The following is a 25,156-nucleotide window of genomic DNA, read 5'->3' on the forward strand; positions in this document are numbered from 1 at the left end:
CCCGGCCAGCCAAAAGCGCGGAACCGTTGTAGAATCGCGCCCATGTCCAGTCTGACCCTCGAGCCCGATACCCGCGACCAGGTCGCCGCCGCCCTCCACGGCGACGGCTGGATCGTCGCCTGCCTGTGCGCCGCCTGGTGCGGCACCTGCTCGTCCTACCGCGCCGCGTTCGACGGCCTGGCCGCGCGCCATCCCGACAAGACCTTCGTCTGGATCGACGTGGAAGACCAGGCCGACGTCGTCGGCGACCTCGACGTCGAGAATTTCCCGACCTTGCTCGTACAGCGCAGTGATACCGTCGCGTTCTTCGGCACGATGCTGCCGGATCCGAAGGTGGCCGACCGGCTGATCCAGGCCCAGGCGGAGCTGAGCAGCGCCGAACTCGCACGCCAGGCATCGTCCACGCCGGAGCGGCAGACATGGCAGCGCGAATGCAACCTGCGCACCCTCATCGCCGGCGCAGGCGACTGATCACGCCAGACGCAAAGGCAGGCTGCGCAGCCGCTGCCCCGTCAACTTGAACACGGCATTCGCGACGGCCGGCGCGACAGGCGGCACGGCCGGTTCGCCCATGCCCTCCGGCGGTTCCGCACTCGGCACGATGATGGTTTCCACCTCGGGCGCCTGCGCCATCCGCAGCACGGGGTAATCGCCGAAATTCGCCTGCTGCGGCTGGCCATCCCTGAACGTGATCTCTCCCGCCAGCGCGGCGGACAGCCCGAACACGACGCTCGACTCGACCTGCTGCGCGACGATGTTCGGATTCACGACGAGGCCGCAATCGACGGCGCACACGACACGGTGCACGCGAATCTCCTTGTCCTCGACCGACACTTCCGCCACCTGCGCGACCACCGTGCCGAACGACTGGTGCACGGCGACGCCGTGCGCGCGGCCTTCCACCGGCGTGCCGGCACGCGCAAGCGCGGCGTCCAGCACGGCCAGGTGGCGCGGATGGTCCTTCAGCAGCGCGCGCCGCCACGCGACCGGGTCCTGGCCGGCCGCATGCGCCACCTCGTCCGCAAAGCTCTCCTTGAAAAACGCGTTGTGCGAGTGGCCCACCGAGCGCCAGTATCCGATCGGGACGACGCTGTCGACCGTGACGTGGCGGCTGCGGCGGTTGGCGATCGCATACTGCAGGTCGTACTCGCCCTCGGCCGTCGTCTTGTCCGGACCGACGCCGGGGAGGCCGAGATTGCGCGGGAAGTACTGGTGGCCGATGGCGCCGCTCGCGAGCTTGCTGTCCCATGCGCGCACCTGCCCGCCGGCGTCCAGGCGTGCCGTGTAGCGGGCCAGCGCGGCCGGGCGGTAGACGTCGTGGGCGGTGTCGTCTTCGCGCGTCCAGATCAGCTGCACGGGACGGCCGCGCGTCTGCAGCGCGACGGCGACGGCCTGCGCCACCATGTCCGTCTCCAGGCGCCGGCCGAAGCCGCCGCCCAGCATCGTCACCTCGATAGTGACGTCATCGCGTGCGACGCCGGCGACCTTCGCCGCGACGTCCACGGCGATGCTCGGCACCTGCGTGGGCGACCACAGTTTCACTTTGCCGTTCAGGACCTGCGCCGTGCAGTTCTGCGGTTCCATCGTCGCGTGCGCGAGGAACGGTGCGCGGTATTCGGCCTGCACGGTGCGCGTCCCTGCCAGTTCGGGCGCATCCTGGCTGCCTGTCTCGAAGTACGCATGGCCCGAGTCCTCATCCAGCGTCCTGGCGAAGCCGGCAAATACGGACTCGCTCGACAACGCGGCATGCGGGCTCGTGGTCCACTGCACGGGCAGCGCCAGTGCCGCCTGCTTCGCCTGCCACCAGCCCTTCGCCACGACCGCGACGCCCGCGCCGGCACCGGAGAACGGCTGCAGCACGGACGATACGTCGACGACCTGTTCCACGCCCGGCATCGCCGCGACCTTGCCGGCATCGAACCCGGCGACGCTGGCGCCCAGCACGGGCGCCATGCGCAGTGCCGCGTACAGCATGCCTTCCGGCCGCACGTCGATGCCGAACACGGCGCGGCCGTTGACCTTGGACGGCGCGTCGCGCCGCGGCAGCGGCTTGCCGATCAGGCGGAATTCGGCGGGCGCCTTGAGGCGGACGTCGTTTGCATCGATGTCGCCGCCCAGCGCGGCCGCGCGCTGGGCCAGCGGGCCGTACGGCGCGCGCCGTCCGTCCGGGTGGAGCACCATGCCGTCGCGCGTGGCGAGCGTCTCCACCTTCGCATTCCACTGTTCGGCGGCCGCGCGCAGCAGCATCGCGCGCGCGACAGCGCCGGCCGTGCGCATCGTCGGCCACGCATCTTTCACGCTCGTCGAACCGCCCGTGAACATGATGCCCAGCTCGCGCGCCACCTTCCCCGCGACCCAGCGCGCCCCGATCTGGAAATTGCCCGCGTCGTCCGGGTGGAACGGCAGCGTGTCGCGCAGGACGGTGAGGTTGGCGAAGATCTTGTCGATGGGCGCCTGCACGACGCGCACCGCTTCGAGGGGCGCATCCAGTTCCTCGGCCAGCAGCACGGGCAGCGCCGTGTGCACGCCCTGCCCCATCTCGCTGCGCGGGACGACGACGTCGATGGTGCCGTCGAACGCGATCGCAACCCAGCCGTTCAGGGCGACGGTGCCGGCGTGATGCACGTCGGCGGCGGCCGTCGCGCGCAGGCGCTGGCGCGGCGGCGCAACGCCCCAGCCGACGACGAGCGCCGTGCCCGCGGCCAGGCCGCCGAGCAGGAACCGGCGCCGGCCCGTACGCACGTTGCGCACAGGACCGCCGTCCTCCTTATCCGAACCTGGTCCGCCCGTGTCCCGCATCGTCCTGCCTCCATGTCTCCAATAATTCAGCCGGCTCCACCGGCCGGCCGTACAGATAGCCCTGCGCACGCCTGCAGCCGTGGCGCAGCAGGAAGGCCGCCTGTTCGGCGGTCTCCACGCCTTCCGCGATCACGGCGAGGTCCATGCTCTTGCCCAGCTGGACGATGGCAACCGCGATCGCCTCGTCGTCCTTGTCCGCCGCAATGTCTTTAATGAAGCTGCGGTCGATCTTGAGCGTCTGCACCGGCAGCTGCTTCAGGTACGCGAGCGACGAATAGCCCGTGCCGAAATCGTCGATCGCCAGTTCCACGCCCAGCGCATGCAGGTCGTTGATGTACTGGAGCGCGTCGCCCGTATTCATGATCACGGACTCCGTCACCTCCAGCTGCAGCCGCTGCGGCGCGAGGCCGGCGTCGGCCAGCACGCGCGCGACCAGCGGCGCCACGCTGCCGCGGTCGAACTGGCGTCCCGACAGGTTCACCGCCACCTTCGGCACGTACAGCCCGGCCGTTTCCCAGCATACCACCTGGCGGCACGCCTCTTCCAGCACCCAGGCGCCCAGCTGGCCGATGAAGCCGATGTCCTCGGCGAGCGGAATGAAGCGCACGGGCGGCACGTGACCCAGTTCCGCACTGTGCCAGCGCACGAGGGCCTCGACGCCGATCAGGCGGCCCGTCTCGATCTCGACCTGCGGCTGGTAATGCAGGCGGATTTCGCCCCGCTCGATCGCCCGCCGCAGCAGGCCTTCCATACGCAGGCGCTCGGCGCCGTCGCCGTCCATCGACGGCGCATACAGCTGGTAGCCGTTGCGGCCGCGCGCCTTGGCCTGGTACATGGCCACGTCGGCATTCCGGATCAGCATGTTCATGTCGACGGCATCCTGCGGGAACAGGCTGATGCCGACGCTGCCCGTGACGAACAGTTCGTAGTCCGAGACGAGCACGGGCCGCTCGAACAACTGCATCAGTTTTTCCGCCACCTGGCGCGCGCCGTGGTTGCCGTCGACGTCTTCCAGCAGCACGATGAATTCGTCGCCGCCCAGGCGTGCGAGGGTGTCGCCGTCGCGCAGGCAACCGGCCAGCTGGCCCGCGACCTGCTTCAGCAGCTCGTCGCCGACATGGTGGCCGAGCGTGTCGTTGACGGTCTTGAAGCGGTCGAGGTCGATGAACATCACCGCGAGCTGGCGGTGGTTGCGCGCCGCGCGCACCATCGCGTGCTGCAGGCGGTCGTGGAACAGCAGGCGGTTCGGCAGGCCCGTGAGCGGATCGTGGTGCGCCAGGTGGTCCAGCTTGTCCTGCGATTCCTTGACCTTGGTGATGTCGCTGAACACGCAGACGTAATGCGTCACCGCGTCCGCATCGTCGCGCACGGCCGACACGGTCAGCCACTCGAGATAGGTGTCGCCGTTCTTGCGGCGGTTGAGGAGCTCGCCGCGCCAGAAGCCCGTCTCCGCCAGGTCGGCCCACAGCGCCTCGGAGAAGCCGGCGTCGTGGCTCGCCAGGCGCGTGAGGCTCGAATGCGTGCCGACCGCTTCGCTCTCCGTATAGCCTGTGATCTGCGTGAAGGCGGGGTTCGTCGCGACGATCTTGCCGTGCAGGTCGATCACCATCACGCCATCGGCGATGTGTTCCAGCACGGTGGCCGACAGGCGCAGCTTTTCCTCGGTCTGGCGGCGCTCCGTGATGTCGGCGAACACCCAGATCGCACCATCGTCGATCCGGTCGGGGTCGAGCGCGCGGCCGCTCACGGCACACCAGAACAGGCTGCCGTCACGGCGCCGGAACTGGCGCTCTTCACCGTAGTCGACGCCGCGCGCGAGCACCTCGCCGGCGGCACCGAGCGCCTGCACGCAGTCCTCGACGGTCGGGAACAGCACCGCGACAGGATCGCCCAGCAGCTCGCCCTCGCCGTAGCCGAACAATTCGTCGAAGCGGCGGTTGGTCGACACGACGCGCCGCTCGCGCACGTACATGATGCCGAACATGACGTTGTCCAGCACGGCGCCCTGCTCGGCCAGCAGCGCCTCGATGCGCATCTCGTTGTATTTGCGTTCGCTGATGTCGGAGATGATCCCGTCGATCCAGAACGCGGCGTTGCCGTCGAACCCGGCCGGCTGCCCGCTCTCCAGCACCCAGCGCTCGATGCCGGCGGCGTCCGTGATGCGGTATTCGATCTCGTACGGCCGCACGCCCAGCACGGCTTCCTTGACGAAGTGCCGCTGCATCTTGCGGTCCTCCGGGCAGATGACGTCGGCCCAGCGGTCCGTGTGCGCGCCGATGAAGTGCGCGGCGGGATAGCCGGAGATGTCTTCGATGGCGTCGCTGACGAAGTCGATCAGCCCGCCCGGACGCGCGCGGAACACGGCGCCCGGCACCTGCGAGACGATGGTGCGAAAGCGTTCCTCGCGCCGCGCGATGTCCTGGAACAGGTCGCCGATCGCGATACGCATGTGTTCCAGCTGGCCGCCCAGCCGGCCCAGCTCGTCGTTCGTCTGCAGCACCAGCGGCGCGTCGAACTGGCCGCGCGACAGGTGATCGGAAAAGCTCATCAGGGTGCCCAGCGGCGCCAGCAGGCGGCGCCGCAACAGCATCAGGATCAGCAGCAGCGATACGCCCAGCTGCACCGCCAGCACCAGTGCATAGCGCACCTGCTTGGCGCGCAGCGATTGCTGGCTCAGGCTGTCGTCCATCTCGACCGTCACGTGGCCGATCGGCTGGCCGTGCACGACGACCTCGCGCTCGGCGCGCAGCACGTGGCCGCCGGGCGTGGCGGCCGCGCGGCGGTCGATGAAATCGCCCTCCGCCTGCGCGCCCACGTGCACGCGCACGACGGCCGGGTCGCGCATCAGCGAATCCACGAGCGAGCGGGCCGCGTCGATGTTCATGTTCCACAGCGATTCCTGCATGCCGAGCGCGAGGATGTCGGCATTGCGCTGCAGCGTCTCGTCCAGCTCGCGGCGCGCCGCCTGCTGTTCCTGAACGCCGATCAGCAGGTAGCCGCCCACGACGGCCGGTATCGCGAGGCCGCCGGCCACCAGCACGAGCAGTGCGGTGTACAGCGAGCGGCCGTACAGCCGCGCGAGGCGCGACGGTAACGCGGACAAGGCGGCGCGGGACAGGAAAGCCATGGCGGAGGGATGCGGTGCCGATCAGCCTGTGACTGATACGACAACTTTCTGTGGTAAATCAATAAGTTAATGTTCTTTTCGATTATGCACGCAACAATTGCCGTACGTCACATTTTTTTGGCTTATACCAGTCGTGGTAGCGATAACCGTGACCAAGTCGCCACGTTGGGCGCGCCGGCTTACGGGATTTTCCATGCCGGTTGAGGGATTTCACGATTGCAGGCGAAATACTGCCGATCCCAGAATCGATACGCGACTTATCACACCGACAAATCATGCTCCCACTTCGACACCCACATGGCTGCCTCGGCCTGGCCCTCGCGCTCGCCTGCGCCGGGGCGCACTGCGCCCCCATCCCCTACGCGACGGAACACGTCATTGCCGCTGACGACACGCCGGCCGCGATCGCCGCCAAGGCCGCGAAGACGCTGCCCCGCCCCAACCAGTCCGCCTGGATGCGGCTGGAGCGCACGTTCTTCCTGCACTTCGGCGTGAATACATTCAACGAAGTGGAATGGGGTAACGGCAAGGAGACGCCGGCCATGTTCAACCCCACGCAACTGGACGCCCATCAGTGGCTGCGCGCCGTAAAGCAGCTCGACGGGAAGATGCTCGTGCTGGTGGCCAAGCACCACGACGGCTTCGCCATGTGGCCGTCGCGCTATACGGGCCACTCGTCGGCCGCGAGCCCCTGGCACGGCGGCAAGGGCGACCTCGTGCGCGAGGTGGCCGATGCGGCCCGCGCCGCAGGCGTCAAACTCGGCATCTACCTGTCGCCGGCCGACCTGTACCAGCTGAAGACCAACCCCGCGAACCCGGCCGGCTATTACGGCAACGGCAGCGCGAAACGGCGGTCGACGATCCCGACCGACCCGGCCCGCTTCCAGAGCGACCCCGCACAGGGGCGCACGCCGCCGCCGGGCCGCCCTACGTTCACGTACGAGGTCGACGACTACAACCGCTACTTCCTGAACCAGCTGTACGAACTGCTGACGGAGTACGGACCGGTCCACGAAGTGTGGTTCGACGGCGCCAACCCCGACCCGAGCGTGGCCGAGACCTACGATTACGCGGCCTGGTACGACCTGATCCGCAAGCTGCAGCCGGAGGCCGTCATCATGGGCAAGGGTCCGGACGTGCGCTGGGTCGGCTCGGAGAGCGGTTATGGCCGCACCACCGAATGGAGCGTCGTTCCGCTGCCCACGTCGCCCGAGCAATTCCAGTGGCCCGACATGACGGGCGGCGACCTGGGCAGCCGGGCGCAGCTCAAGCCCGGATCGCACCTGTGGTGGTACCCGGCCGAGACCAACGTGACCATGCTGGCGAACGGCCAGTGGTTCTGGGCGCGCGACAAGCGCCCCCGTCCCCTCACGCAGCTGGTCGACATCTTTTATTCGTCGATCGGCCGCAACGCCAACCTGATCCTGAACCTGTCGCCGGACAACCGTGGCCTCGTCCCCGCCGACCAGGTCGCGACGCTCGGGCAGCTGGGCGACATCGTGCGTGCCACCTTCGCCGTCAACCTGGCGCGCGGGGCGCGGGTGACGGCCGACCACGCGGCCCCGCGGCATGCCGCCCCGGCCGTCCTCGACGGCAGCCTGGACACATGGTGGGAAGCGACGCCCGGGCGCAGCGACGGCACGCTCACGCTGGCCCTGCCCCGGCGCACACGCTTCGACGTCGTGTCGCTGCAGGAAGCGGTGGACCGGCGCGGCCAGCGCATCGAGTCGTTCGAGATCGAGACGTGGGACGGCACAGCCTGGACCGCGCCCGCGCGCCATCCGGCCGACGTGACGACGACGGTCGGCCACCGTCGCCTGATCCGGCTGCGCGCGCCGGTGACGACGGACCGCGTGCGCGTGCGCATCACGGGCGCGCGCCTCGAGCCGACCTTGGCCGAGGTCGGGCTGTACAAGCAATCGGAAGACCTGCTGCCGCCCACGATCGCCGACCGCGACGCCGCTGGCGCCGTGCGGCTCGACCATCCGGCCGGCGGCACGATCGTCTACACGGTCGACGGCTCGGCCCCGACGGCCGCGTCGCCCATGTACCGCGCGCCGCTGTCCGTGCCGGGCAGCGGCATCGTGAAGGCGGCGCGCCTGCTGCCAGGCGGGCGGCTCGGCGTCGTCGGCGTGCGCGACTTCACGGGCTTGTCGCCGCGCGGCTTTACCGTCGTGGCGGCGGACGGCGAGGATGGCGGCCACGCGGCCGCACTCGCCATCGACGGCGATCCCGCCACGTTCTGGCAGACGCCGTGGGGCGGCGGCCGGTCGATCCAGGTCGACATGGGCCAATCCCACCGCATCGCGGGCCTCGCCTACCTGCCCCGGCAGGATGGGCAGGTGGCGGGAACGGCCGTGAACTACCGCTTCGAGACGAGCGCGGACGGGACGCACTGGCAGGCCGCCGTCGAACGGGGCACGTTCGCGAACGTCCACAACAACCCCGACCTGCAGACGGCGCGTTTCGCGCCGGTCGCCGCGCGCTTCTTCCGTTTCACCGTGCTGGACGACGTGTGGCGCTCCGGTTCGGCCAGCGCGGCCGAGTTGTCCGTCATTCCCGCCGATGCCGATTGACCGCGAAAAAAAAGCGGAGGCACGCAGCCTCCGCTTTGCGTCCCGCCCTCCGAATCAGGTCCCGCGCCGACGCGCCAGGCCGAAGGCCGCGACGCCGCCCAGCAGCAGCGGCAAGGTGCCCGGCAGCGGCACTGTCCCCGCGGCTTCCACGTCGACGTTGGCGAGCGCATTGACCGCGCCCGACGTGAAGCGCAGTTCCGTGATGCCGTTCAGCGCCGTGTTCCACATGCCGCCGTCGACCAGGAAGGCCTGCAGGTTGCCGTCGGTCGATAGCGCGCTGCCGGTCGTGTAGTAGTCGAAGCTGCGCAGGTCGAACCGGCCACCGCCGATGCGGGTCAGCGTGACGAAGGTGTTGTCGCCGTTCTCGAAGCCGTCGTGCCAGTTGAACGTCTGCGGATCGAACGTGCCGTCGCCGACGTGGGCCGCGCCCGCGTCCGCCCACGGCGCGTTCAGGGTCAGGCGGTAGCCCGACTCCTCGTACACGAGGTTGGTGCCATCGTAGTGCATGTTCGCAGCCAGCGGGAAGCCGTCGCCGTACATCATCTCGGTCAGGCCGTCGAACGTCAGGACGGTCGCGCCGGCGTTGGCGGCCGCGACGCCCAGTGCGAGGGCGGCCAGGATGGATTTCAGTGTCATTCGAGTGTCTCCGATTAGTAGGTGAACAGCACGCCGCGGGCGGCGCCGGCGAAGTACACGCGGCCGGGCACGGCCTGGTCGGCGGCCAGGTTGCTGATGCCGGCGTACTGGTGCAGGTCGTCGTTGTAGCGGGTCCAGTTCACGCCGCCGTCATCCGAGCGGTACAGGCCCCACTGGCCGTTGATGACGCCCACGACGTAGATCGAGGCCGAGTATTTGGCGCCGGCCGGGGCCTTGCCGAGGGCGATCGACGTGGCACCATAGATCTTCGGCTGGAAGGCGTTGTCCGGGTCGGGGATCGACTGCGTGACGTTCAGCTTCGTCCAGTTCGCGCCCGAGTCGGTCGAGTGCAGGATGTTGAATCCGTCCGCCAGCCAGATGTCGCCTTCCACGTTCGGATTGACTGCGACAGACGTCGCCTGGAACGAATTCAGCGCCGTGCCGCTCGTCGGGAACGTCGTACTCTCGGTGAACGTATGACCGCCGTCCGTCGACGTGAAGAAGCGCGCCGTCTCGCTCCACTGCTGCCACCATGCGCCGCCCGAGTTGTACGCATAGACCTTGTTCGGGTTCTTGCGGTCGGCCACGACGTGGTAGCCGCGCGACACCCACGCATTGGCCAGCGGGGGCAGGTTCGTGTAGGTCCATGTGTTGCCGTTGTCGGCCGTCCATGCCGGTACCGAGGAGGACGGCGCCCAGACCGCGCTGCCGGTCTTCGTGACGGCGATGCTGGCCGCTTCGTCCTGCTGCGCCTTCGCGTCGGGGTGATTGGTCGCGAACGCGGTCCAGGTCGCGCCGGAGTCGGTGGAATAGGCGCCGAGGCGATCGGGCGTATCCCATGTGGCGGCGCCGATGGTGGCGATGTAGGCAGGGTTGGACCACGCCATGTCGGCACTGTAGGCGCTGTTGAAGAACCCGTTGGGACCGAGCGTCGGGCGCTTGGTGAGCTCCGTCTGCACCCACGTACCGACGTCGAGGCCGCTGCGCAGCAGCGTGTACTTCGCGCCCGCCGGCGGCGCCATCAGGGCCTTCGTCGCGACTTCCTCGATGCCCTCGTTGGGGAAGGTCCACGTGGGCGTCGCGTCCGACGCGTTGCGCGTCTCCACCACGCCGCCGCCGGTCACGTGCAGGATGCGGTCCTTGTTGTTCGGATCGATCTCGACGTCGTCCATCCAGCCGGAGAAGCTGCCGTTGGCCGGAACGTGCGGCATCATCGCGGCGATTTCGCGCCAGGTGGCGCCGCCGTCGTCGGACAGTTGCACGACCGGCTGGCCCTGCCAGTTGCCCCACGTGTTGGTCACGCCCAGCGCGATGCGGGTATGGGCGCCGGTGCCGTACACGGACAGGCCGCCGATGCCGAAGCTGGACCACTGGGTGTCGTCATAGCTCTTCAACAGAGTCCAGTTGGTGCCGTCGAACTTGTACAGCCTCGCCGGGCCGTTGGCGCCGGGGCCGATGCCCTTCGTGAACGCGACGTACATCATGCCGTCCTTGGCGCGCACCATGTGCGGGATGATGTAGCCTTGCACGTCGGCCGGGGTCGCGATGCCGGTCCACGACGCGCCGCCGTCGGTCGTCTTGTACAGGGCGTGGTTCAGGCCCGCCACGCCCGCATAATCCGGCGCAACCGCCGTATAGATCGTCTGCGTCGCGCTGCCGGTGCCCTTCGTGTTCGTGTCGAAGATCACCTGTTCCATGCCGACCGGGCTGCTCCAGTAGGTCGCCTCGATCTGCGCCTTGGTCATCTTCGCCGTGGACAGCGACGTCACCTGGTTCCACGTCTGGCCGCGGTCCGTGCTCTTCCACAGGCCGGCCGTGCGCGTCGCGTAGAACAGGATCGTGGAATCGTTCGGATCGACCATCAGGCGCTCGCCGACGGCGCGGCCCTGGCTGTTGCCCCCCGCGGAGAACGGCAGTTCGACGTGCGTCCAGTGGTTGCCGCGGTCGGTGGAAATGTACAGGCGCGCGTGACCGTCGGCCGACACGTACATGCCGCCGCCCAGGTAGACGCGCTGGTCGTCGTTCGGGTCGAGCGCCAGCGTTTCGCTGCCGTGGTAGCCGCCTTCGTCGGGGCCGAAGCCGTCCGTGATCGAGATCCAGCTTGATGTGGCCGGATCCCAGCGGTAGGCGCCGCCGACGTCGGTACGCGCGTACAGCACGTCCGGGCTGGTCGGGTGGAAGACCAGGCCCGGCACATAACCGCCGCCGCCGAACTTCACGCTCGCGAAGCGGGCGGGCTTGATGGTGGGGCTGGCCGAACCGATGGTGCCCGCCAGGACGGTGTTGCCATTGCCGTGATCGGCGTCGCTGCCGCCGCAGCCGGCCGCCAGGCCCGCCACGATGCCGGCCAATGCGATGAGTCGCATCTTGTGCATGTTTGTGTCTCCAGAATGAGTGTGATGACATACCTGCAGCGGGCACGCCCGACTGCCGGGTTCGAAACATTCTGTGAGACTGTCCATACGGCGGCAATTTCGAAAACCCTCAGGCGATCCACGAAATCCCGGAGCGTGCACGCGGCCCGACATGAAATTCCGCAGAGGCGGCAAAATTTTTACCAGCCGCCGCGGACGACGCCGGCGCGCGGCCGTACCGGTGTTAGCATCCGCGCGCCACCCCATCACGAACGCCCATGACAACTCGACTTCTCTCCCGGACCGCCATTGCGGCGGCCGTCGCCCTGACGCTGTCCCTGCCCGCCCCGGCAGCGCAGGCCGATCCCGCCGCGCGGGCGCAAGCCCTGCTGGCCCGCATGACGCTGGACGAAAAGGCCGGCCAGCTGCAATCCACGTCACCCGCCATCGCGCGGCTCGGCATCCCCGCCTACAACTGGTGGAGCGAAGGCCTGCACGGTGTCGCACGGGCCGGCAATGCCACCGTGTTCCCGCAGGCGATCGGCCTCGCCGCCACTTGGAACGCCGCGCTCGCCCAGCGCGTCGCCGACACCGTCGGTACCGAATTCCGCGCGAAGTACCTGGAAACCGTGCACCCCGACGGCGGCTCCGACCTGTACCGCGGCCTCACGGTGTGGTCGCCGAACGTGAACATCTTCCGCGATCCGCGCTGGGGGCGCGGCCAGGAGACCTATGGCGAAGACCCGTACCTGACGGCGCGCCTGGGCGTGGCCTACATCCGTGGCCTGCAAGGCGCGGATCCGGGCGAGAAGCGCCGGCTGACGTTCGACTTGGATGGCAAGGCCCTGAGCACGGTCGACGCGGCCGGCAAGCGCAGCGTCGGGCCGGGCCACCGTGTGGATCGGCGGCGGCCAACCCGGTCCGCAAACGGCCGGCGTCACCCTGGACGTGAACGTGAAGGGCCGCCGCAGCCTGCCGTCGTTCTGACGCGCGTTACTCCTGCACGGCGACGACCACGGCGGACTTCGCCGGCAGGGACAGCACCAGCCTGCCGTCCCGGGCCGCGGCCTGGAACGGCGCCGGCCGGACGGCATCCGGTGCGGCGAACGTGTTGTGGGCGTCCATCGCGGCCGCCGTCAACACGGAACCCGTCGCCCCGCGCGCGGCCGTGCCGCTCACGTCGACTGTGACGTCGGCCGTCTCGTGCGGGTTCGTGTTGACGAGCGCGAGATAGAGCTTGCCGTCCTTGCCGCGCGCCGCCGATGCGCTGACGGCCGGTATCGCGTCGGCGCCGAACGTGTACAGCGGATTGTGCGCCAGCGTCACCGGCACCGACACCGCATCCTGGAACGGCACGTACATCCTGAAGACGTGGCAGGTGGGCGTCAGCATCATCTTCGCGCCGTCCGTGCGGACCATCGCCTGCAGCACGTTCACCATCTGCGCGATGCTCGTCATGCGCACGCGGTCCGCATGGGCGTGGAAGATGTTGAAGTTCAGGGCCGCCACCAGCGCGTCGCGCAGTGTGTTCTGCTGCTGGAGGAAGCCCGCCCGGCTGCCCTCCTCGGCGTCGTACCACGTGCCCCATTCGTCGACGGCGAACATGAGCTTCTTCTGCGGGTCGTGCGCGTCCAGCTTCGCGACGTTGGCGGCGATGAACCCTTCCATCCGCCGCGTCTCGCCCAGCGTATGGATCCAGCGGCTTTCGTCGAAGCCGGTCGCGCCATATTTGCCGTTCGTGTCCGCGCCGGGCGACGTGTAAAAGTGGAACGAGATGCCGTGCGCGCGCACGCCCCAACCGTGGATATGCTGGCTCAGGTACTCGGTCCAGCCCGTGTCCTCGTCATGGCCGCCTGCGGCGATGAATTGCGTGTCGTTGCCGCCGCCGGGATGCAGGAAGGTCGCGTAGCGGCGGTAGGCGTCGGCGTACTGCTCCGGCCGCATATTGCCGCCGCAGCCCCAGGCCTCGTTACCGATGCCGAAGAACGCGACCTTGTACGGCGCCGGATGGCCGTTGCGGGCGCGCAGCCGCGCAAGGCTCGACGTGCCGTCCGCCGTCAGGTACTCGACCCATTCCGCCATCTCCTGCACGGTGCCGGTACCGAGGTTGCCGTTGACGTAGGCGGCGGCGCCCAGCTGCTCGACGAGGTCGAAGAACTCGTGCGTGCCGACCGCGTTGTCCTCGTCGACGCCGCCCCAGTTCGTGTTGATGCGCACGGGCCGCTGCGCGCGCGGACCGATGCCATCGCGCCAGTGGTACTGGTCGGCGAAGCAGCCGCCGGGCCAGCGCACGAGCGGAACGTGCAATGCCTTCAGCGCGGCCACGACGTCGTTGCGCCAGCCGCGCGTGTTGGGTATCTTCGAGTCGGGACCGACCCACAGGCCGCCGTAGATGCCGGTGCCGAGGTGCTCGGCGAACTGGCCGTAGACGTAGCGGCTGATGACGGGACCGGGCTTGCCCGCGTCGATCGTGACGCCGACCTGCGCGGCGGCGAAGGTGGACGCGGAAATACAGGCTGCGAGCGCACAGAGACGAAGCGTGTTCATGCAAGGATCTCCGTTCTCAATACGTGCGCAGCCGGATCTTCAGGATCGTGGGCTGCGTGGGCAGGTTCAGTCCGTGGTCGACCTGGTCGCCGTTCCAGTTGCGCTCCATCTGCCAGCGCCCCTGCGCGTCGAACCGACCCTCCTCGACGCGCGCGAACATGAAGCGCTTGCCGTCGTTCGCGCCGGTGGGCCAGAATTGCAGGCGGACGTGCTGTCCGATCACGATGAACTCGTCGTCGCCGATCCGGGCGAACGCCGCGCCCCCGTTCGGGGCCGTGGTGCCGGGCGGATAGTCTTCCTCTTTGGCGTCCGCGCCCATCGTGCCGAACTGCCACTCGCGGAACGAGGCGGTGACGCCCCAGTCCTTCAGCGCGCGCGACTGCGGCTTGCGGTCGTCGCCTTCCGCGATGCCGGCCGTGCGCCCTTCCAGCGCCCATTGTCCCCACTGCCGCGCCAGCGGCGCGAATGCGGCATAGATGGTCCCGAACGGCTCGACCATGGTCTTGTCCGTGCGCTTCGAGCCCAGCGGATAATTGCTGTAGTCCGCATAGTCGATGCCGAACGGCGCCACGCCGATCGCGCCGCTGCCCAGGATCCGGTAGACATAGCGCGCATACGCGGCCGCGTTGCCCATCTCCGGCACGAACAGCGCGTTGTCCGGACGCTGGAACTTGTCCAGCGTCGCCACCACGCTGGCCGATTGCGGCGCGTACAGGTCGGGGCCGGCGATGTCGATGTGTGGGGCGGCGGCCTTGTAGATGTCGATCACGTCGTACGTCGGACCGCCGCTCGCGAAATTGCCCTTCCACGGCGCCAGCGGTTCGAGCGGATCGCGCAGCGCATTGTTGACGAACATCGGCAGGTCGTACACGGCGCGTCCCGCCTTCGCGATGTCCTCGATGTAGCTGGCCACGGCCCAGGCGTGGAAGTACTCGTCGGCATACGGGCCGTAGACCTCGGACCACGTGCCGTTGGCCGCACCGGGCACCGGCGGCTTCTTGCGCGCGAGGACGGCCGCCGGCACCGGCTGGCGGAACGCCGCCTCGCCCCGCGGTCCGAAATCGCGCACGGTGCCGTAGGTGCCGACCTCGTTCTCGACCTGCACCATGATCACGGTGCGCTGCGCTTCGTCGATCTGCTTCAGGTGGCGCATCAGGGCCACGAACGCCTTCCTGTCGGCCGCCAGGGTCTGCTCGCCCAGCGGCGACAGGCAGTAGCTGGCCTTGCCGTCGCGGCCGAGCATGCGGGGGAAACGGCCGTCGTCGAACTTGACCCATTCCGGCGTGTACGCGGGCCCCGTGTTCTTCCAGGTGCCGAACCACAGCAGCACGAGGCGCACGCCGTTGCGGCGCGCCTCGGCCACGAGCGTATCGACATAGCCGAAATCGAACTTGCCCTCGACGGGCTCGATCTGTTCCCAGGCCACGGGGATCTCGAGCGTGTTGGCATGGGCATCCTTGACGGCGGCCCAGACCTTGGGCAGCGCGCCCGGGTAATTGCTGGAATTGTGGGCCTGTACGCCCAGCATGGTGAACGGCTTGCCGTCGACCAGCAGCGCATAGCGGCCGTCGTGCTGGACGAGGCGCGGGATCGGCGTGGCGGCCAGTGCGCAGGTGGAAGTCAAGGCGAGAGCGCATGCCGCGGCGAGCAGGCGATTGGAGATTTTATTCATACGTGGATCAATCGGGGTGAATGAAATGGCCTCCCGCGACCGGCGAAGGTCGCGGGAGGCCTGTTCCGCAGCGGAGGTGCTTAGAACGTGTAGTTCATCTGGGCGCTGAAGGTGCGGCCCGTGTAGAAGGCGTTGTGCAGTTTCATGCCGACCTGCTGCTGCATGTACTGCCGGTAGACCTGGTTCGTCAGGTTACCCACCTGGCCGCCCAGGCGCAGGTTGTCCGTGAACTTGTACTGGAAGCCCAGGTCGAGCTGGCCGTACGCGCCCCCCAGGTCGGCAGGCCGTAGTTGACCGAGTAGCCCTTGCCGTAGTTCGGGCTGTCCGGGTTGCGGTCGATGCCATCGTTGCCGGCCGTGCCCCACGAGTTGGTCGACTGCAGGTACTTCGAGCGCCAGCTGTACGCCAGGCGCAGCGACACCGCGTCCTTGTCGTACAACAGCGCCAGGTTATACGAGTTCTTCGACAGGCCCACCAGCGGCATGTCGCCGAATACCCTGCCGTCCGTGTCGCAACCCTGCAGGTTGCGGACCATGTTGGCCATCAGCGTGTCCTTCGGCGTGCACCAGGTGCCGTTGACCGGGTTGTGGTACGTCGTGCTGCTGTCGATGTACGTGAAGTTGCTCGACACCCCGAGGCCCGAGAACAGGCCGGGCAGCTTGTCGAAATAGGTCTGGAAGCCCGCCTCGACGCCGCTGACGCGGGCGTCCATGCCGTTCACGGGACCGGTGACCATGAAGTCGTGCGTCGTTCCGGCGACGTCCTTCAGCGGATAGACCGTCGTCTGCGCGATGATGACGTCCTTGAGCCGCTTGTTGAACACACCGAACGTCGCCGAGCTGGCGCGGCCGAAGTAGTACTCGGCCGTCAGGTCGAGGTTGGTGGCCATGACCGGACGGAGCGACGTATTGCCGCGCAGCTGGCCGTTATACGCAATGGAGTCGACCACCGGCTTCTGGTTGTCGCCGGGCGGCGTGTGCGTCTTGATGTCCATGCCCAGCGTCGTGTAGGCCTGCAGCAGGTAGAAGTCCGGACGCGACATGCCCTTCGACAGCCCGAGGCGGAACTGCAGCTCGTCGCTGGCCTTCAGGCGCAGGTTCAGGCTCGGCAGCACGCGCGTGTAGGTGCTCTCGAAGGTCTGTTTCTCCGATTGCGCCGGAATGTCCGGCACGCCCGGCAGCAGCGGCTTGTTGGGCGGCGTGAACAGCGTGTAGCCGATCGACGTCGGATTGGTCCGCACGACGCGCACGCCGACCGTGCCGTCGATGGGATACACCAGCTTGTCGAACGCGAAGCGCAGCTGGGCATAGGCCGCCTGCGTGCGTTCGTGCTGGTCGTTCAGGCCGATCGCATCGCCGAACTTCGGCGGCTTGTAGCTGCAGTCGTTATTACGGCCGGTGGCATTGGCTTCGTTGCACAGGGTCGTGTAGTAGTCGTGCAACTTGTTGACGGCATCGACCGAGTTGGCCAGCGAGGCGTCGGGCACGATCACCGGTGCCGGCGACGCCGCGGAACCACCGAAGAAGTTCTTGAACTGGTGCAGGCCGAAGCCCTTGGCGAAGCGCGGGTCGCCCAGGCCGGCGAATTGCGCCAGCGGCTGCCACGACTGGTTGCCGACCGCCCATCCCTGCGAGATCTGGACCCACTCGGAATCGTGGGTCGACTGCGTCACGGCCGAGCGGTCGGTCACGCGCACGCCGAAGCGCAGGTCGTTGAGGATCGGATGGTCGAACGTGTACTTGGCGTCCAGGCGCGCCGTGTTCATCTGCGCCTTCGCCACGTCATGGTGCACCTGGGTGAAGCCCCAGTAGTAGTGCGACGGATCGGCCAGGTAGGCCCGCGACGCCGGGTCGAACGAAATCGTCGGCATGCCGCCGCGCAGGTCGACCGTCTGGCCGGGCACCCAGCCGCCCAGGCCGACCGTGTTGTCGTAGCCGTCCGTCGTGGCCTGCACGTGCTGCAGGTCGGCCTTGAAGGTCCACGCCTCGCTGGCGCGCCACGTGCCCGACCAGGACACGTCGCGCGTGTCGGACGTGCGGCCGCTCGCGCGCGCATCGGTGCCGAAGCCGAGGCCCGTGCCGAAGCCCGGACCGCTGTTGGTCGTGTCGTGCAGCGTGCCGGTCAGCAGCGCGCCGTTGGCGTCGTACGTGGCGCCCGGATCCAGCGACAGGGTGGCCGGGTTCGTGCCGCCGAAGTAGGAATGCTCGTCCGAGTGCTGCTTGTAGCGCGAACGCAGGAAGGTCACGTACGAACTGAAATCGCCCTTCTTCCACTGCAGCGCGCCGTACAGGCCGTCGCGGGTGCGGTCGAAGGTGTTCTGTCCCCAGCTCGCGGACGGGGTGACCCAGACGCGCTTGCCGGGCACGAGGTCGTCGCGCGAGCTGTACGGGGCGATCGACAGGCTGTCGCTCTGGTTCGCGATCTTCGAGTGCGCGAGGTCGATCAGCACGCCGACCTGGCCGAACTGCGTGTCCCAGCGGTCCGAGTACAGGCCGGACACGGACGGCGGCGCGGTCTTCTGGCGCAGCGACGAGCGCGACACTTCGGTCGACAGCGACACCTTGCGGCCCTTCGAATCGAACGGCAGCGCGGTGCGCAGGTTCACCAGGCCGCCGATGCCGCCTTCGATCTGCTCGGCGGACGGGTTCTTGTACACGTCCACGCCGGCCATCAGCTCGGGCGGCACGTCCTCGAAGCTCAGCGCGCGGCCGCCGTTGGCGGAGAAGGCGTCGCGGCCGTTGAATTCGGAGCGGACCTGGCCCGCGCCCAGGCCGCGGATCGACACGCCCGTGCCTTCCGCCGCGTAGTGGTTGACGCTGTCGCCCACGCCCTGCTGCGGGTCGACGCGGTTCATCGTCCGGTCGATGCTCACGCCGACCACGCGCTGCAGCACTTCCGTCACCGACTTGTCCGGCAGCTTGCCGATGTCGTCGGCGACGATCGAGTCGACGATTTCGTCCGCGTTCTTCTTGATGTTCTGCGCCGATTCGAGCGCCGCGCGCTGGCCGTACACGACCACGGTAGTCGGTTCGGTCTGCGCCAGCGCGGCGCCGCTCGCCATCAGCGCGAGCTGCGCGACGCCGATGGCGATCGCTGTTTTCCTGGTATTCTTCACCTTGTCAAGTCTCCGTGTTGTCTTGGATGTCGTCGCCATCGAGCATGTGCGGCGATCCGTTTCATTCTGATTGCCGCACCAGGCCGCAGCAATTTCGAAATCCCTCAAACGGCCAACGAAAACAAGGCGCGCTTCGGCACGGGCGAAAAAAATGGGACGGCCAAAGCCGCCCCTAACCCACTTGAACGCGGGAGGAGATGATGCCGCGCATCGATCGGGGAACGATGCGCGAGCCACCGATGTCATTCTACGAAGCGCCACCGGGCGTCGCCAGAACGAAATTCCTCAATCTGCTGGTGAAAATCCGTGGGTGCGGGAGCGTTACGGCCCGGCGGATTCCGGTGCGCTGTCGCGCAGCTTGCGGAAGGTCTTGGGCGTGCAGCCGTATTCTTCCTTGAAGAGCTTGTTGAAGTAGGAAACGTTCCGGTAGCCCACGGCATACGCGATTTCCGCCACGCTCGTGTCTTCCTTCGCGCCCAGCAGGCGCGCCGCCTCGGTCAGCCTGAGCTTGTTCAGGTACGTGGAAAACGTGAAGCCCAGCTCCGCCTTGAGGATCTCGTTGATCTTGTTGCGGCCGATGCCGAGCGCGTTCACCGTGGTCTCGACATCCAGTTCCGGATTGACGTATTCCGTCGCCATGAAGCGCAGGATGGCGCTCTGCTCCTTGTCGCGGTGCAGGTCCTGGGACAACTGCTGGTAGGCGACCAGCGGAATGTCGCGCCGCATCTTGTCCTTCACTTCCGCCAGCAATGCCTGGGTATGCCGGCGGAAGAACCACAGGCCATAACCGGGCCAGGCGACAAGCATGAATGCCGCGAACAGGACGAGGTAGCGCATGTCGCGCCCGGTCAGGGTCAGGTTCCTGACCTGGACTGTCGAGGGCACGCCGTAGGGACTCTGGAACGTGCTGCCGAACGACAGCTTGGCGATCCTGGTCAACGTGTGTTCCTGGCGCGCGAGGTTCAGCTTGTGCGTGTCGAACCACCACTGGTCGGTCCGGAGACGCGCCAGGTCGAGCTCGACGTGTTCGCCGTTCCCGTTGCAGAAAAAGTAGGTGTAGGGAGCGCGATACGTATCGAACCGGCCGGGAACCGATACCTGGTCCTCGAACATCACGAGACCGAACGCCAGCGTGTTGGCCGGCATGCATTTGACGTCGAACTCCACGGCGCTGTAGCGGGACAGGTCGACGTGCGCGAACTTGCCAGCGCGGTCGCGGAACGCCAGTTCCGCATGGACGAACGGGTAGTCCGTCGCCTTGACGGACGTGAACTCGAATGTCAACGTGGCGGTGTCGTCGATCATCCTGGCCGTCGAACGCCCGCCCACCGCCGAGTCGGCCATGATCTCGCCGCGCCACGGCAGGCCGCTGTCCGCGGCGGGCAGCAGCGGCAACCGGACATAGGTGCTGCGGACACAGGCATAACCGATGAGAACGCTCGCCACGACAAGCCCCAGCAGGCCGGCGAGCGCCTTGTTGTAGAAACTCTGCATTACCCTGCTGCCACCTCGACAAAGATATGCTTGGCGGCGCCATTGCGGCGCCGGGGCGGCCGTCGCGCGGCCTCGTCAATATAATGACAGGTCGCGCATGGGTTTGTCGATGGGTGGCGTACTCAGGTTTGCAGTGCGGCCTCCCCGGCCGTGGCGGCGGTACCGTGCGCCGCGCGCTGCTGGAATTCACGCGGCGAGCAGCCGAGTTCGCGCTTGAACACGGCGAACAGGTATTGCATCGACGTGAAGCCGCAACGCAGCGCCACGTCGCCCACGCTGCAGTCGCCGCGCGCCAGCAGCGCGGTCGCGGCATCGAGCTTGAAGCGCAGGATCTCGTCGTGTACGCTGCAGCCCAGCTCCTGCTGGAAATACGTCTCGAGCGTGGAACGGGAGACGCCGACGTAGGCAGCCACTTGGTCGCCCTTGATGCCCTGGCAGGCATACTGGCGGATGAAATGCCGGGCGCGCATGACGCGGGGATTCTTGACGGGCTGATGACTGCTGGAGGCCAGCACGTTGATGCCGGCGGGCGGCACCAGGATGCGCGTGCATTCGAGATACGTTCCCTCAAGCAATTGATGCAGCATCCGGGCCGCCGTGCGGCCGATCTCGGCCGATCCCTGGATCACGGAGCTCAGGGGAATACATGACAGCATGCGTGCCAGCGGATCGTTGTCGATGCCGATGATGGCCACTTCCTCCGGCACCGCAATATTAGCCAACTGACAAGCTTGCAGCAGCTGACGCGCGCGGGCATCGGTGACGGCGACGATCCCGACCGGTTTCGGCAGGCTTTGCAGCCACCGGACCTGCTGCGCGACGTCTTCCTCCCAGCTGCAGGCGCCGTCCCCGCGGAAGATCTCGACTTCGAAATTGTCGCGCTGCATCAGGGCCCGGAACGACTTTTCGCGTTCGAGCGCCCATCGATGCCGCGCCCCGTCCGGCAAGGAAAACAGCGCGAACTGGCGCAGGCCCACGTCGATCAGGTGCGTATACGCCAGGTTGACGAGCTTGAAATTGTCGGTGGCGACATACGGCACGTCGGTCGGGTAATCGGTCTCGCTGGCGTACGAGCCCCCGACCGCGACCACGGGCACGGGGCTGTCGGCCAGCGCTTCGGCCACGGCCGGATCGTCGAAGTGGGCGATGATGCCATCACCTTGCCACCGCGCAAGACTCGACAGACGTAAACTAAAATCATCCTCGATGAACAATTCCCAGGACGTCCGCCGGCTCGACAGGTAGCCGGCGATCCCGCCGATCACCTCGCGGGCGAACGCCTGGTTGGCATCGAATAACAAGGCAATGCGATGTGTTTTAGGGCACTTCATTGGCGACAGTCTCCATGTTGCGTCCTGACTGGACGTCTCTTTTCAATCCGACGATGTCCCAAAGTATCTTTTCGGGTTTCCTGTTCCCTGTAGAATTTTTTTAATCGACTCCTACGAGGATACGAATAGTTGAAGTTTTAAACGCCAAAAGTGTTATTCCAGGGGCGCCAAGCGGCATCGATGCAGGCTTGCTATCATCGGACTCTTTATATATTGAGGAGGCATCGATGACACTTTCCTTGTACACGGCGTCGGTACCCGTGTTCCGCCAGATCCTGGGCAGCCTGTCCGCCATCCTGACGAAGGCCGAGGCGCACGTGGATGCGAAAAAGCTGGATCCGAACGCCCTGCTGCAGGCGCGCCTGTTCCCGGACATGTTCCCGCTCGTGCGCCAGGTACAGCTGGCGACGGACTTCGCCAAGGGCGCGGCCGCGCGCCTCGCGGGCGTCGAGGTGCCGCGCTATGACGATGTGGAGACGGATTTCGCGGGCCTGCAGGCGCGCCTGGAAAAGACGCTGGCCTTCCTGGACACCGTGGCGCGCGAGGCGGTGGACGCCGGCGGCGAGCGCGACGTGACGATCGGCACGGGCGCCAACCAGCGCCAGTTCAAGGGCCAGGTCTATTTATTACACTACGCGCTGCCGAACTTCTATTTCCACGCCGCGACGGCGTACGACATCCTGCGCCATAACGGGCTGGACATCGGCAAGCGGGATTTCGTCGGGACCTTCTGATCAGGTGTTGCGGCGCGGGTAGCCCTGCGCCAGGATACGCTGCCACACCGCTTCCTTCTGCTCGGCCGTCATCGAGACCCAATGGGCCACCTCGACGACGGTCCGGCCGCAGCCGCGGCAGATGTCGTCGAACGTCGTCGAGCAGACTGCAACGCACGGCGTATCCGGTCTCACCGGCAGGGGCGTTCCCTGCTGCGCGTCAACGAGCGGGGCCGACATCGAGCTTGTCCCAGCCTTCATGGCCGAGCTTTTCCATGGTGTCGATATTCTTCTCGAAGATCTCGGCAGCGTCGGGAATCGCTTCCACGGCGCGGTCGATGCTGTCTTCGCGCAAGAGCTGCAGCACCGGGTAAGGCGAACGGTTCGTATAGTTCTCGATATCGTTCGGGTCCGTGTCCGCGAACTGGTAGTCCGGGTGGAAGCTGGCGATCTGCAGCTCGCCGTCCAGGCTCATGTCTTCCACCGCGGCATCCGCCACGTCGAGGAATTCGTTGAAGTCCAGGAAATCCTGCAGCACGTCCGGGTGGATCAGCAGCGTCGTGTCGACCTGTTCCGGGTCGGTGTCGGCCAGCAGCTGCAGCTCGTCCATCAGCGTATCCAGAAGGGATTCCGGCGTGCGCGCGTGCGAGACGACATAGCGGACCTGGTCCTTCACTTGCACCGCCTTGGCGAACGGACAAAGGTTCAGGCCGATGACGGCGCGGTCGACCCAGCGCCGGGTCGCGGCGATGATCGCGGCATCGTCCGGTTTCTCGTTGGCAGTGCTCATTTGATGCTTTCAGAAAATACAAAACCACGTCGTGCAGAGACGGCAATTGTACGCTTTTTGCGTCCTCTCATGGAACTTCGGACCAGCCGGACTAACGTGACACGCAGGGTGGTATTAATCGTCAGTCAATGAAGTCCAGGTACAAATTTGACAATGCAGACCCGGTGAAGACGGCGTTTTTCACCTTGGAAATTTCCGGTACACCTGGGGGTATGCTGAAAACCGCTTGATCTTTGTCAGCCAAGGACGAGTTCGCCGGAACCATACCCCTGCCAAACTCATCTTATCGGTTGCCTGCGTTAGCAAAAAGAATAGACAAGATTTTTTGTAACTGCGCCGACATATTTCTTGACTGGCTCGGTAACTGGTCCGTACACTCCGACTTCACTCGTCAGTCCTGCCGTTCCTGGACGCAACACTGGAAAGCTATGAACGAAACGACTCGCTCCACTTACGCCCTGGCCATCGCGCTCCTGTCAGTCTCCGCGATCAGCCACGCCGCCGACAGCGCCCCGAGCCCGATCGCCCAGAGCAGCAGCAGCGCGGCCGCCATGGCCAAGGCGATCCTGCCGCAAGCCCTGACCCCGTCCAAGTCCGACGACTACAAGGACCCCGACCTGTGGGCCCGCATCCGCAGCGGCTACGCCATCCCCGACATCGACAATGCCCTCGTCGCCAAGCACGTCCAGTGGTACGCGAGCCGTCCGGACTACCTGACGCGCACCTCGGGCCGCGCGTCGCTGTACCTGTACCACGTCGTGCAGGAGCTGGAAAAGCGCGGCATGCCGACCGAACTGGCCCTGCTGCCCGTGATCGAATCCGCGTTCAACCCGCAGGCCCTGTCGACCGCCGACGCGGCCGGCATCTGGCAGTTCGTGCCGGGCACCGGGCGCGACTTCAACCTGCAGCAGAACATGTTCAAGGACGAGCGCCGCGGCGTGCTCGCCTCCACCGACGCCGCCCTCACCTACCTGCAGCGCCTGTACACGATGTTCGGCGACTGGCAGCTGGCGCTCGCCGCCTATAACTGGGGCGAAGGCAATGTGCAGAAGGCGATCCAGAAGAACCGCTCGCTGGGCAAGCCCACCGACTTCGAAAGCCTGGCCGAGCTGATGCCGGCGGAAACCCGCAATTACGTGCCGAAGCTGCAGGCCGTCAAGAATATCATCGCGAATCCGGCCCAGTACGGCGTCGCGCTGCCGACGATCGACAATACGCCATACTTCGTCGCCGTCGACAAGACGTCCGACATCGACCTGGCCGTGGCTGCCCAGCTGGCGGAAATGTCCGTCGACGAATTCAAGGCCCTGAACCCGCAATTCAAGAAGCCGGTGATCACGGGCGAATCGACCAAGATCCTGCTGCCGAAGGAAAATGCCGAGAAGTTCAACCTGAACCTCGCGCAATGGGGCCGCGCACTGTCGACCTGGACCACGCACAAGATCACGTCGGCCCGCGAAAGCATCGCCTCGCTGGCGACGAAGCTGGGCACGACCCCGGAAGTCATCCGCCAGGCCAACAACATCCCGCCGCAGATGCGCCTGAAGGCCGGTTCGACCATCCTCGTGCCGAAGACGAGCGCGACCGCCGGCAACGACATCGCCGAGAGCATCGTCGAGAACGCATCGGTGATGCTGGAAGCGGACCGCGGCGAGTCGCGCCGCAAGGGCCAGAAGCTGTCCGGCGCCCAGCGCTTCAAAGCGAGTGCCGTGCATGCGGTGGCCGAGATCAAGAGCCGCGTGTCGCGTGGTTCCAAGCCTGCCGTCAACGCCAACGGCCGCAAGCGCCGCTGATTTCGTGTCTTTTTGACTACGCGACGGGTCCACGGCCCGTCAATACGTGCACATCTCGACGCGTGCCGTGCACGCTCTTCAAAAGTACGGTATAGTGTTGGTTGTGCGCTGCAATAAAGACGGCAGGCACCGACAGCAGTACCACTAGCAGCTACGCAAGCCCAGGCATCCACGAAGGATGCCTCTCTATAAAGCCCTCCCGCCCTGTG

The 25,156-nt window shown here is 66.9% G+C and carries 15 protein-coding genes and 1 pseudogene; 5 read left to right on the top strand and 11 right to left on the bottom strand.

Annotated features, from left to right (window positions below):
- Positions 1-42: 42 nt before the first annotated feature.
- Positions 43-471, top strand: a complete 429-nt coding sequence (locus P0M04_RS31285; RefSeq protein WP_259450427.1) for a thioredoxin family protein — start codon at positions 43-45, stop codon at positions 469-471.
- Here P0M04_RS31285 and P0M04_RS31290 read toward each other — a convergent pair whose 3' ends face one another.
- Together P0M04_RS31290 and P0M04_RS31295 are read right to left on the bottom strand one after the other, a co-directional pair.
- Complete coding sequence (locus tag P0M04_RS31290; RefSeq protein ID WP_259450428.1) at positions 472-2,751, bottom strand: xanthine dehydrogenase family protein molybdopterin-binding subunit; 2,280 nt, start codon at positions 2,749-2,751, stop codon at positions 472-474.
- Between the two features lie 16 nt (positions 2,752-2,767).
- Entirely contained in the window at positions 2,768-5,926 is a 3,159-nt protein-coding gene (locus tag P0M04_RS31295) for a sensor domain-containing protein (RefSeq protein WP_259450429.1), read from the bottom strand.
- Between the two features lie 275 nt (positions 5,927-6,201).
- On the opposite strand from P0M04_RS31295, the gene P0M04_RS31300 reads away from it, so the two are divergent.
- Complete coding sequence (locus P0M04_RS31300; RefSeq protein WP_259450430.1) at positions 6,202-8,502, top strand: alpha-L-fucosidase; 2,301 nt, start codon at positions 6,202-6,204, stop codon at positions 8,500-8,502.
- 54 nt (positions 8,503-8,556) lie between these two features.
- Here P0M04_RS31300 and P0M04_RS31305 read toward each other — a convergent pair whose 3' ends face one another.
- Complete coding sequence (locus P0M04_RS31305; RefSeq protein WP_259450431.1) at positions 8,557-9,138, bottom strand: hypothetical protein; 582 nt, start codon at positions 9,136-9,138, stop codon at positions 8,557-8,559.
- A gap of 14 nt (positions 9,139-9,152) precedes the next feature.
- Positions 9,153-11,513, bottom strand: coding sequence for a sialidase family protein (locus P0M04_RS31310; protein WP_259450432.1), 2,361 nt, complete (start codon positions 11,511-11,513; stop codon positions 9,153-9,155).
- A gap of 377 nt (positions 11,514-11,890) precedes the next feature.
- Here P0M04_RS31310 and P0M04_RS31315 point away from each other — a divergent pair.
- Positions 11,891-12,229, top strand: a pseudogene (locus P0M04_RS31315) (glycoside hydrolase family 3 N-terminal domain-containing protein); the annotation flags it as partial.
- A 256-nt stretch (positions 12,230-12,485) separates the two neighbouring features.
- Here the strand turns inward: P0M04_RS31315 and P0M04_RS31320 are convergent.
- The 5 genes from P0M04_RS31320 to P0M04_RS31345 form a co-directional block, all read right to left on the bottom strand.
- Positions 12,486-14,039 carry an alpha-N-arabinofuranosidase gene (locus tag P0M04_RS31320; RefSeq protein WP_259450433.1) on the bottom strand — a complete coding sequence of 518 codons (1,554 nt, stop codon included), beginning with the start codon at positions 14,037-14,039 and terminating at the stop codon, positions 12,486-12,488.
- 16 nt (positions 14,040-14,055) lie between these two features.
- Positions 14,056-15,711 carry a DUF5597 domain-containing protein gene (locus P0M04_RS31325; protein WP_259450434.1) on the bottom strand — a complete coding sequence of 552 codons (1,656 nt, stop codon included), beginning with the start codon at positions 15,709-15,711 and terminating at the stop codon, positions 14,056-14,058.
- A gap of 187 nt (positions 15,712-15,898) precedes the next feature.
- The gene (locus tag P0M04_RS31335) at positions 15,899-18,826 is read right to left on the bottom strand and encodes a TonB-dependent receptor (RefSeq protein WP_281042230.1); all 2,928 of its coding nucleotides are present in this window, start codon (positions 18,824-18,826) and stop codon (positions 15,899-15,901) included.
- 321 nt (positions 18,827-19,147) lie between these two features.
- The gene (locus tag P0M04_RS31340) at positions 19,148-20,320 is read right to left on the bottom strand and encodes a helix-turn-helix domain-containing protein (protein ID WP_259450436.1); all 1,173 of its coding nucleotides are present in this window, start codon (positions 20,318-20,320) and stop codon (positions 19,148-19,150) included.
- A gap of 122 nt (positions 20,321-20,442) precedes the next feature.
- Positions 20,443-21,651 (bottom strand): XylR family transcriptional regulator, encoded by a 1,209-nt coding sequence (locus tag P0M04_RS31345; RefSeq protein ID WP_259450437.1) that lies wholly within the window; start codon positions 21,649-21,651, stop codon positions 20,443-20,445.
- A gap of 227 nt (positions 21,652-21,878) precedes the next feature.
- Between P0M04_RS31345 and P0M04_RS31350 the strand changes: the two genes are divergently transcribed.
- Positions 21,879-22,385, top strand: coding sequence for a DUF1993 domain-containing protein (locus P0M04_RS31350; RefSeq protein WP_259450438.1), 507 nt, complete (start codon positions 21,879-21,881; stop codon positions 22,383-22,385).
- On the opposite strand, the gene P0M04_RS31355 is transcribed toward P0M04_RS31350, so the two are convergent.
- The gene (locus P0M04_RS31355) at positions 22,386-22,604 is read right to left on the bottom strand and encodes a DUF1289 domain-containing protein (protein WP_259450463.1); all 219 of its coding nucleotides are present in this window, start codon (positions 22,602-22,604) and stop codon (positions 22,386-22,388) included. It abuts the gene before it with no gap.
- Positions 22,585-23,154, bottom strand: a complete 570-nt coding sequence (locus P0M04_RS31360; RefSeq protein ID WP_259450439.1) for a DUF1415 domain-containing protein — start codon at positions 23,152-23,154, stop codon at positions 22,585-22,587. Before P0M04_RS31360 ends, P0M04_RS31355 begins: the two co-directional genes overlap by 20 nt.
- Positions 23,155-23,582: 428 nt before the next feature.
- On the opposite strand from P0M04_RS31360, the gene P0M04_RS31365 reads away from it, so the two are divergent.
- Entirely contained in the window at positions 23,583-24,947 is a 1,365-nt protein-coding gene (locus P0M04_RS31365) for a transglycosylase SLT domain-containing protein (protein WP_371877348.1), read from the top strand.
- The last annotated feature ends 209 nt before the right edge of the window (positions 24,948-25,156 follow it).

This window comes from Telluria mixta (assembly GCF_029223865.1).
Taxonomy (GTDB): domain Bacteria; phylum Pseudomonadota; class Gammaproteobacteria; order Burkholderiales; family Burkholderiaceae_D; genus Telluria; species Telluria mixta.

What these genes read in the sequence shown, in the direction of transcription:
- P0M04_RS31285 (WP_259450427.1), top strand. Translation starts at nt 43, where the DNA reads ATGTCCAGTCTGACCCTCGAGCCCGATACCCGCGACCAGGTCGCCGCC.
- P0M04_RS31295 (WP_259450429.1), bottom strand. Translation starts at nt 5,926, where the DNA reads ATGGCTTTCCTGTCCCGCGCCGCCTTGTCCGCGTTACCGTCGCGCCTC.
- P0M04_RS31300 (WP_259450430.1), top strand. Translation starts at nt 6,202, where the DNA reads ATGCTCCCACTTCGACACCCACATGGCTGCCTCGGCCTGGCCCTCGCG.
- P0M04_RS31305 (WP_259450431.1), bottom strand. Translation starts at nt 9,138, where the DNA reads ATGACACTGAAATCCATCCTGGCCGCCCTCGCACTGGGCGTCGCGGCC.
- P0M04_RS31310 (WP_259450432.1), bottom strand. Translation starts at nt 11,513, where the DNA reads ATGCACAAGATGCGACTCATCGCATTGGCCGGCATCGTGGCGGGCCTG.
- P0M04_RS31320 (WP_259450433.1), bottom strand. Translation starts at nt 14,039, where the DNA reads ATGAACACGCTTCGTCTCTGTGCGCTCGCAGCCTGTATTTCCGCGTCC.
- P0M04_RS31325 (WP_259450434.1), bottom strand. Translation starts at nt 15,711, where the DNA reads ATGAATAAAATCTCCAATCGCCTGCTCGCCGCGGCATGCGCTCTCGCC.
- P0M04_RS31340 (WP_259450436.1), bottom strand. Translation starts at nt 20,320, where the DNA reads ATGCAGAGTTTCTACAACAAGGCGCTCGCCGGCCTGCTGGGGCTTGTC.
- P0M04_RS31345 (WP_259450437.1), bottom strand. Translation starts at nt 21,651, where the DNA reads ATGAAGTGCCCTAAAACACATCGCATTGCCTTGTTATTCGATGCCAAC.
- P0M04_RS31350 (WP_259450438.1), top strand. Translation starts at nt 21,879, where the DNA reads ATGACACTTTCCTTGTACACGGCGTCGGTACCCGTGTTCCGCCAGATC.
- P0M04_RS31355 (WP_259450463.1), bottom strand. Translation starts at nt 22,604, where the DNA reads ATGTCGGCCCCGCTCGTTGACGCGCAGCAGGGAACGCCCCTGCCGGTG.
- P0M04_RS31360 (WP_259450439.1), bottom strand. Translation starts at nt 23,154, where the DNA reads ATGAGCACTGCCAACGAGAAACCGGACGATGCCGCGATCATCGCCGCG.
- P0M04_RS31365 (WP_371877348.1), top strand. Translation starts at nt 23,583, where the DNA reads ATGAACGAAACGACTCGCTCCACTTACGCCCTGGCCATCGCGCTCCTG.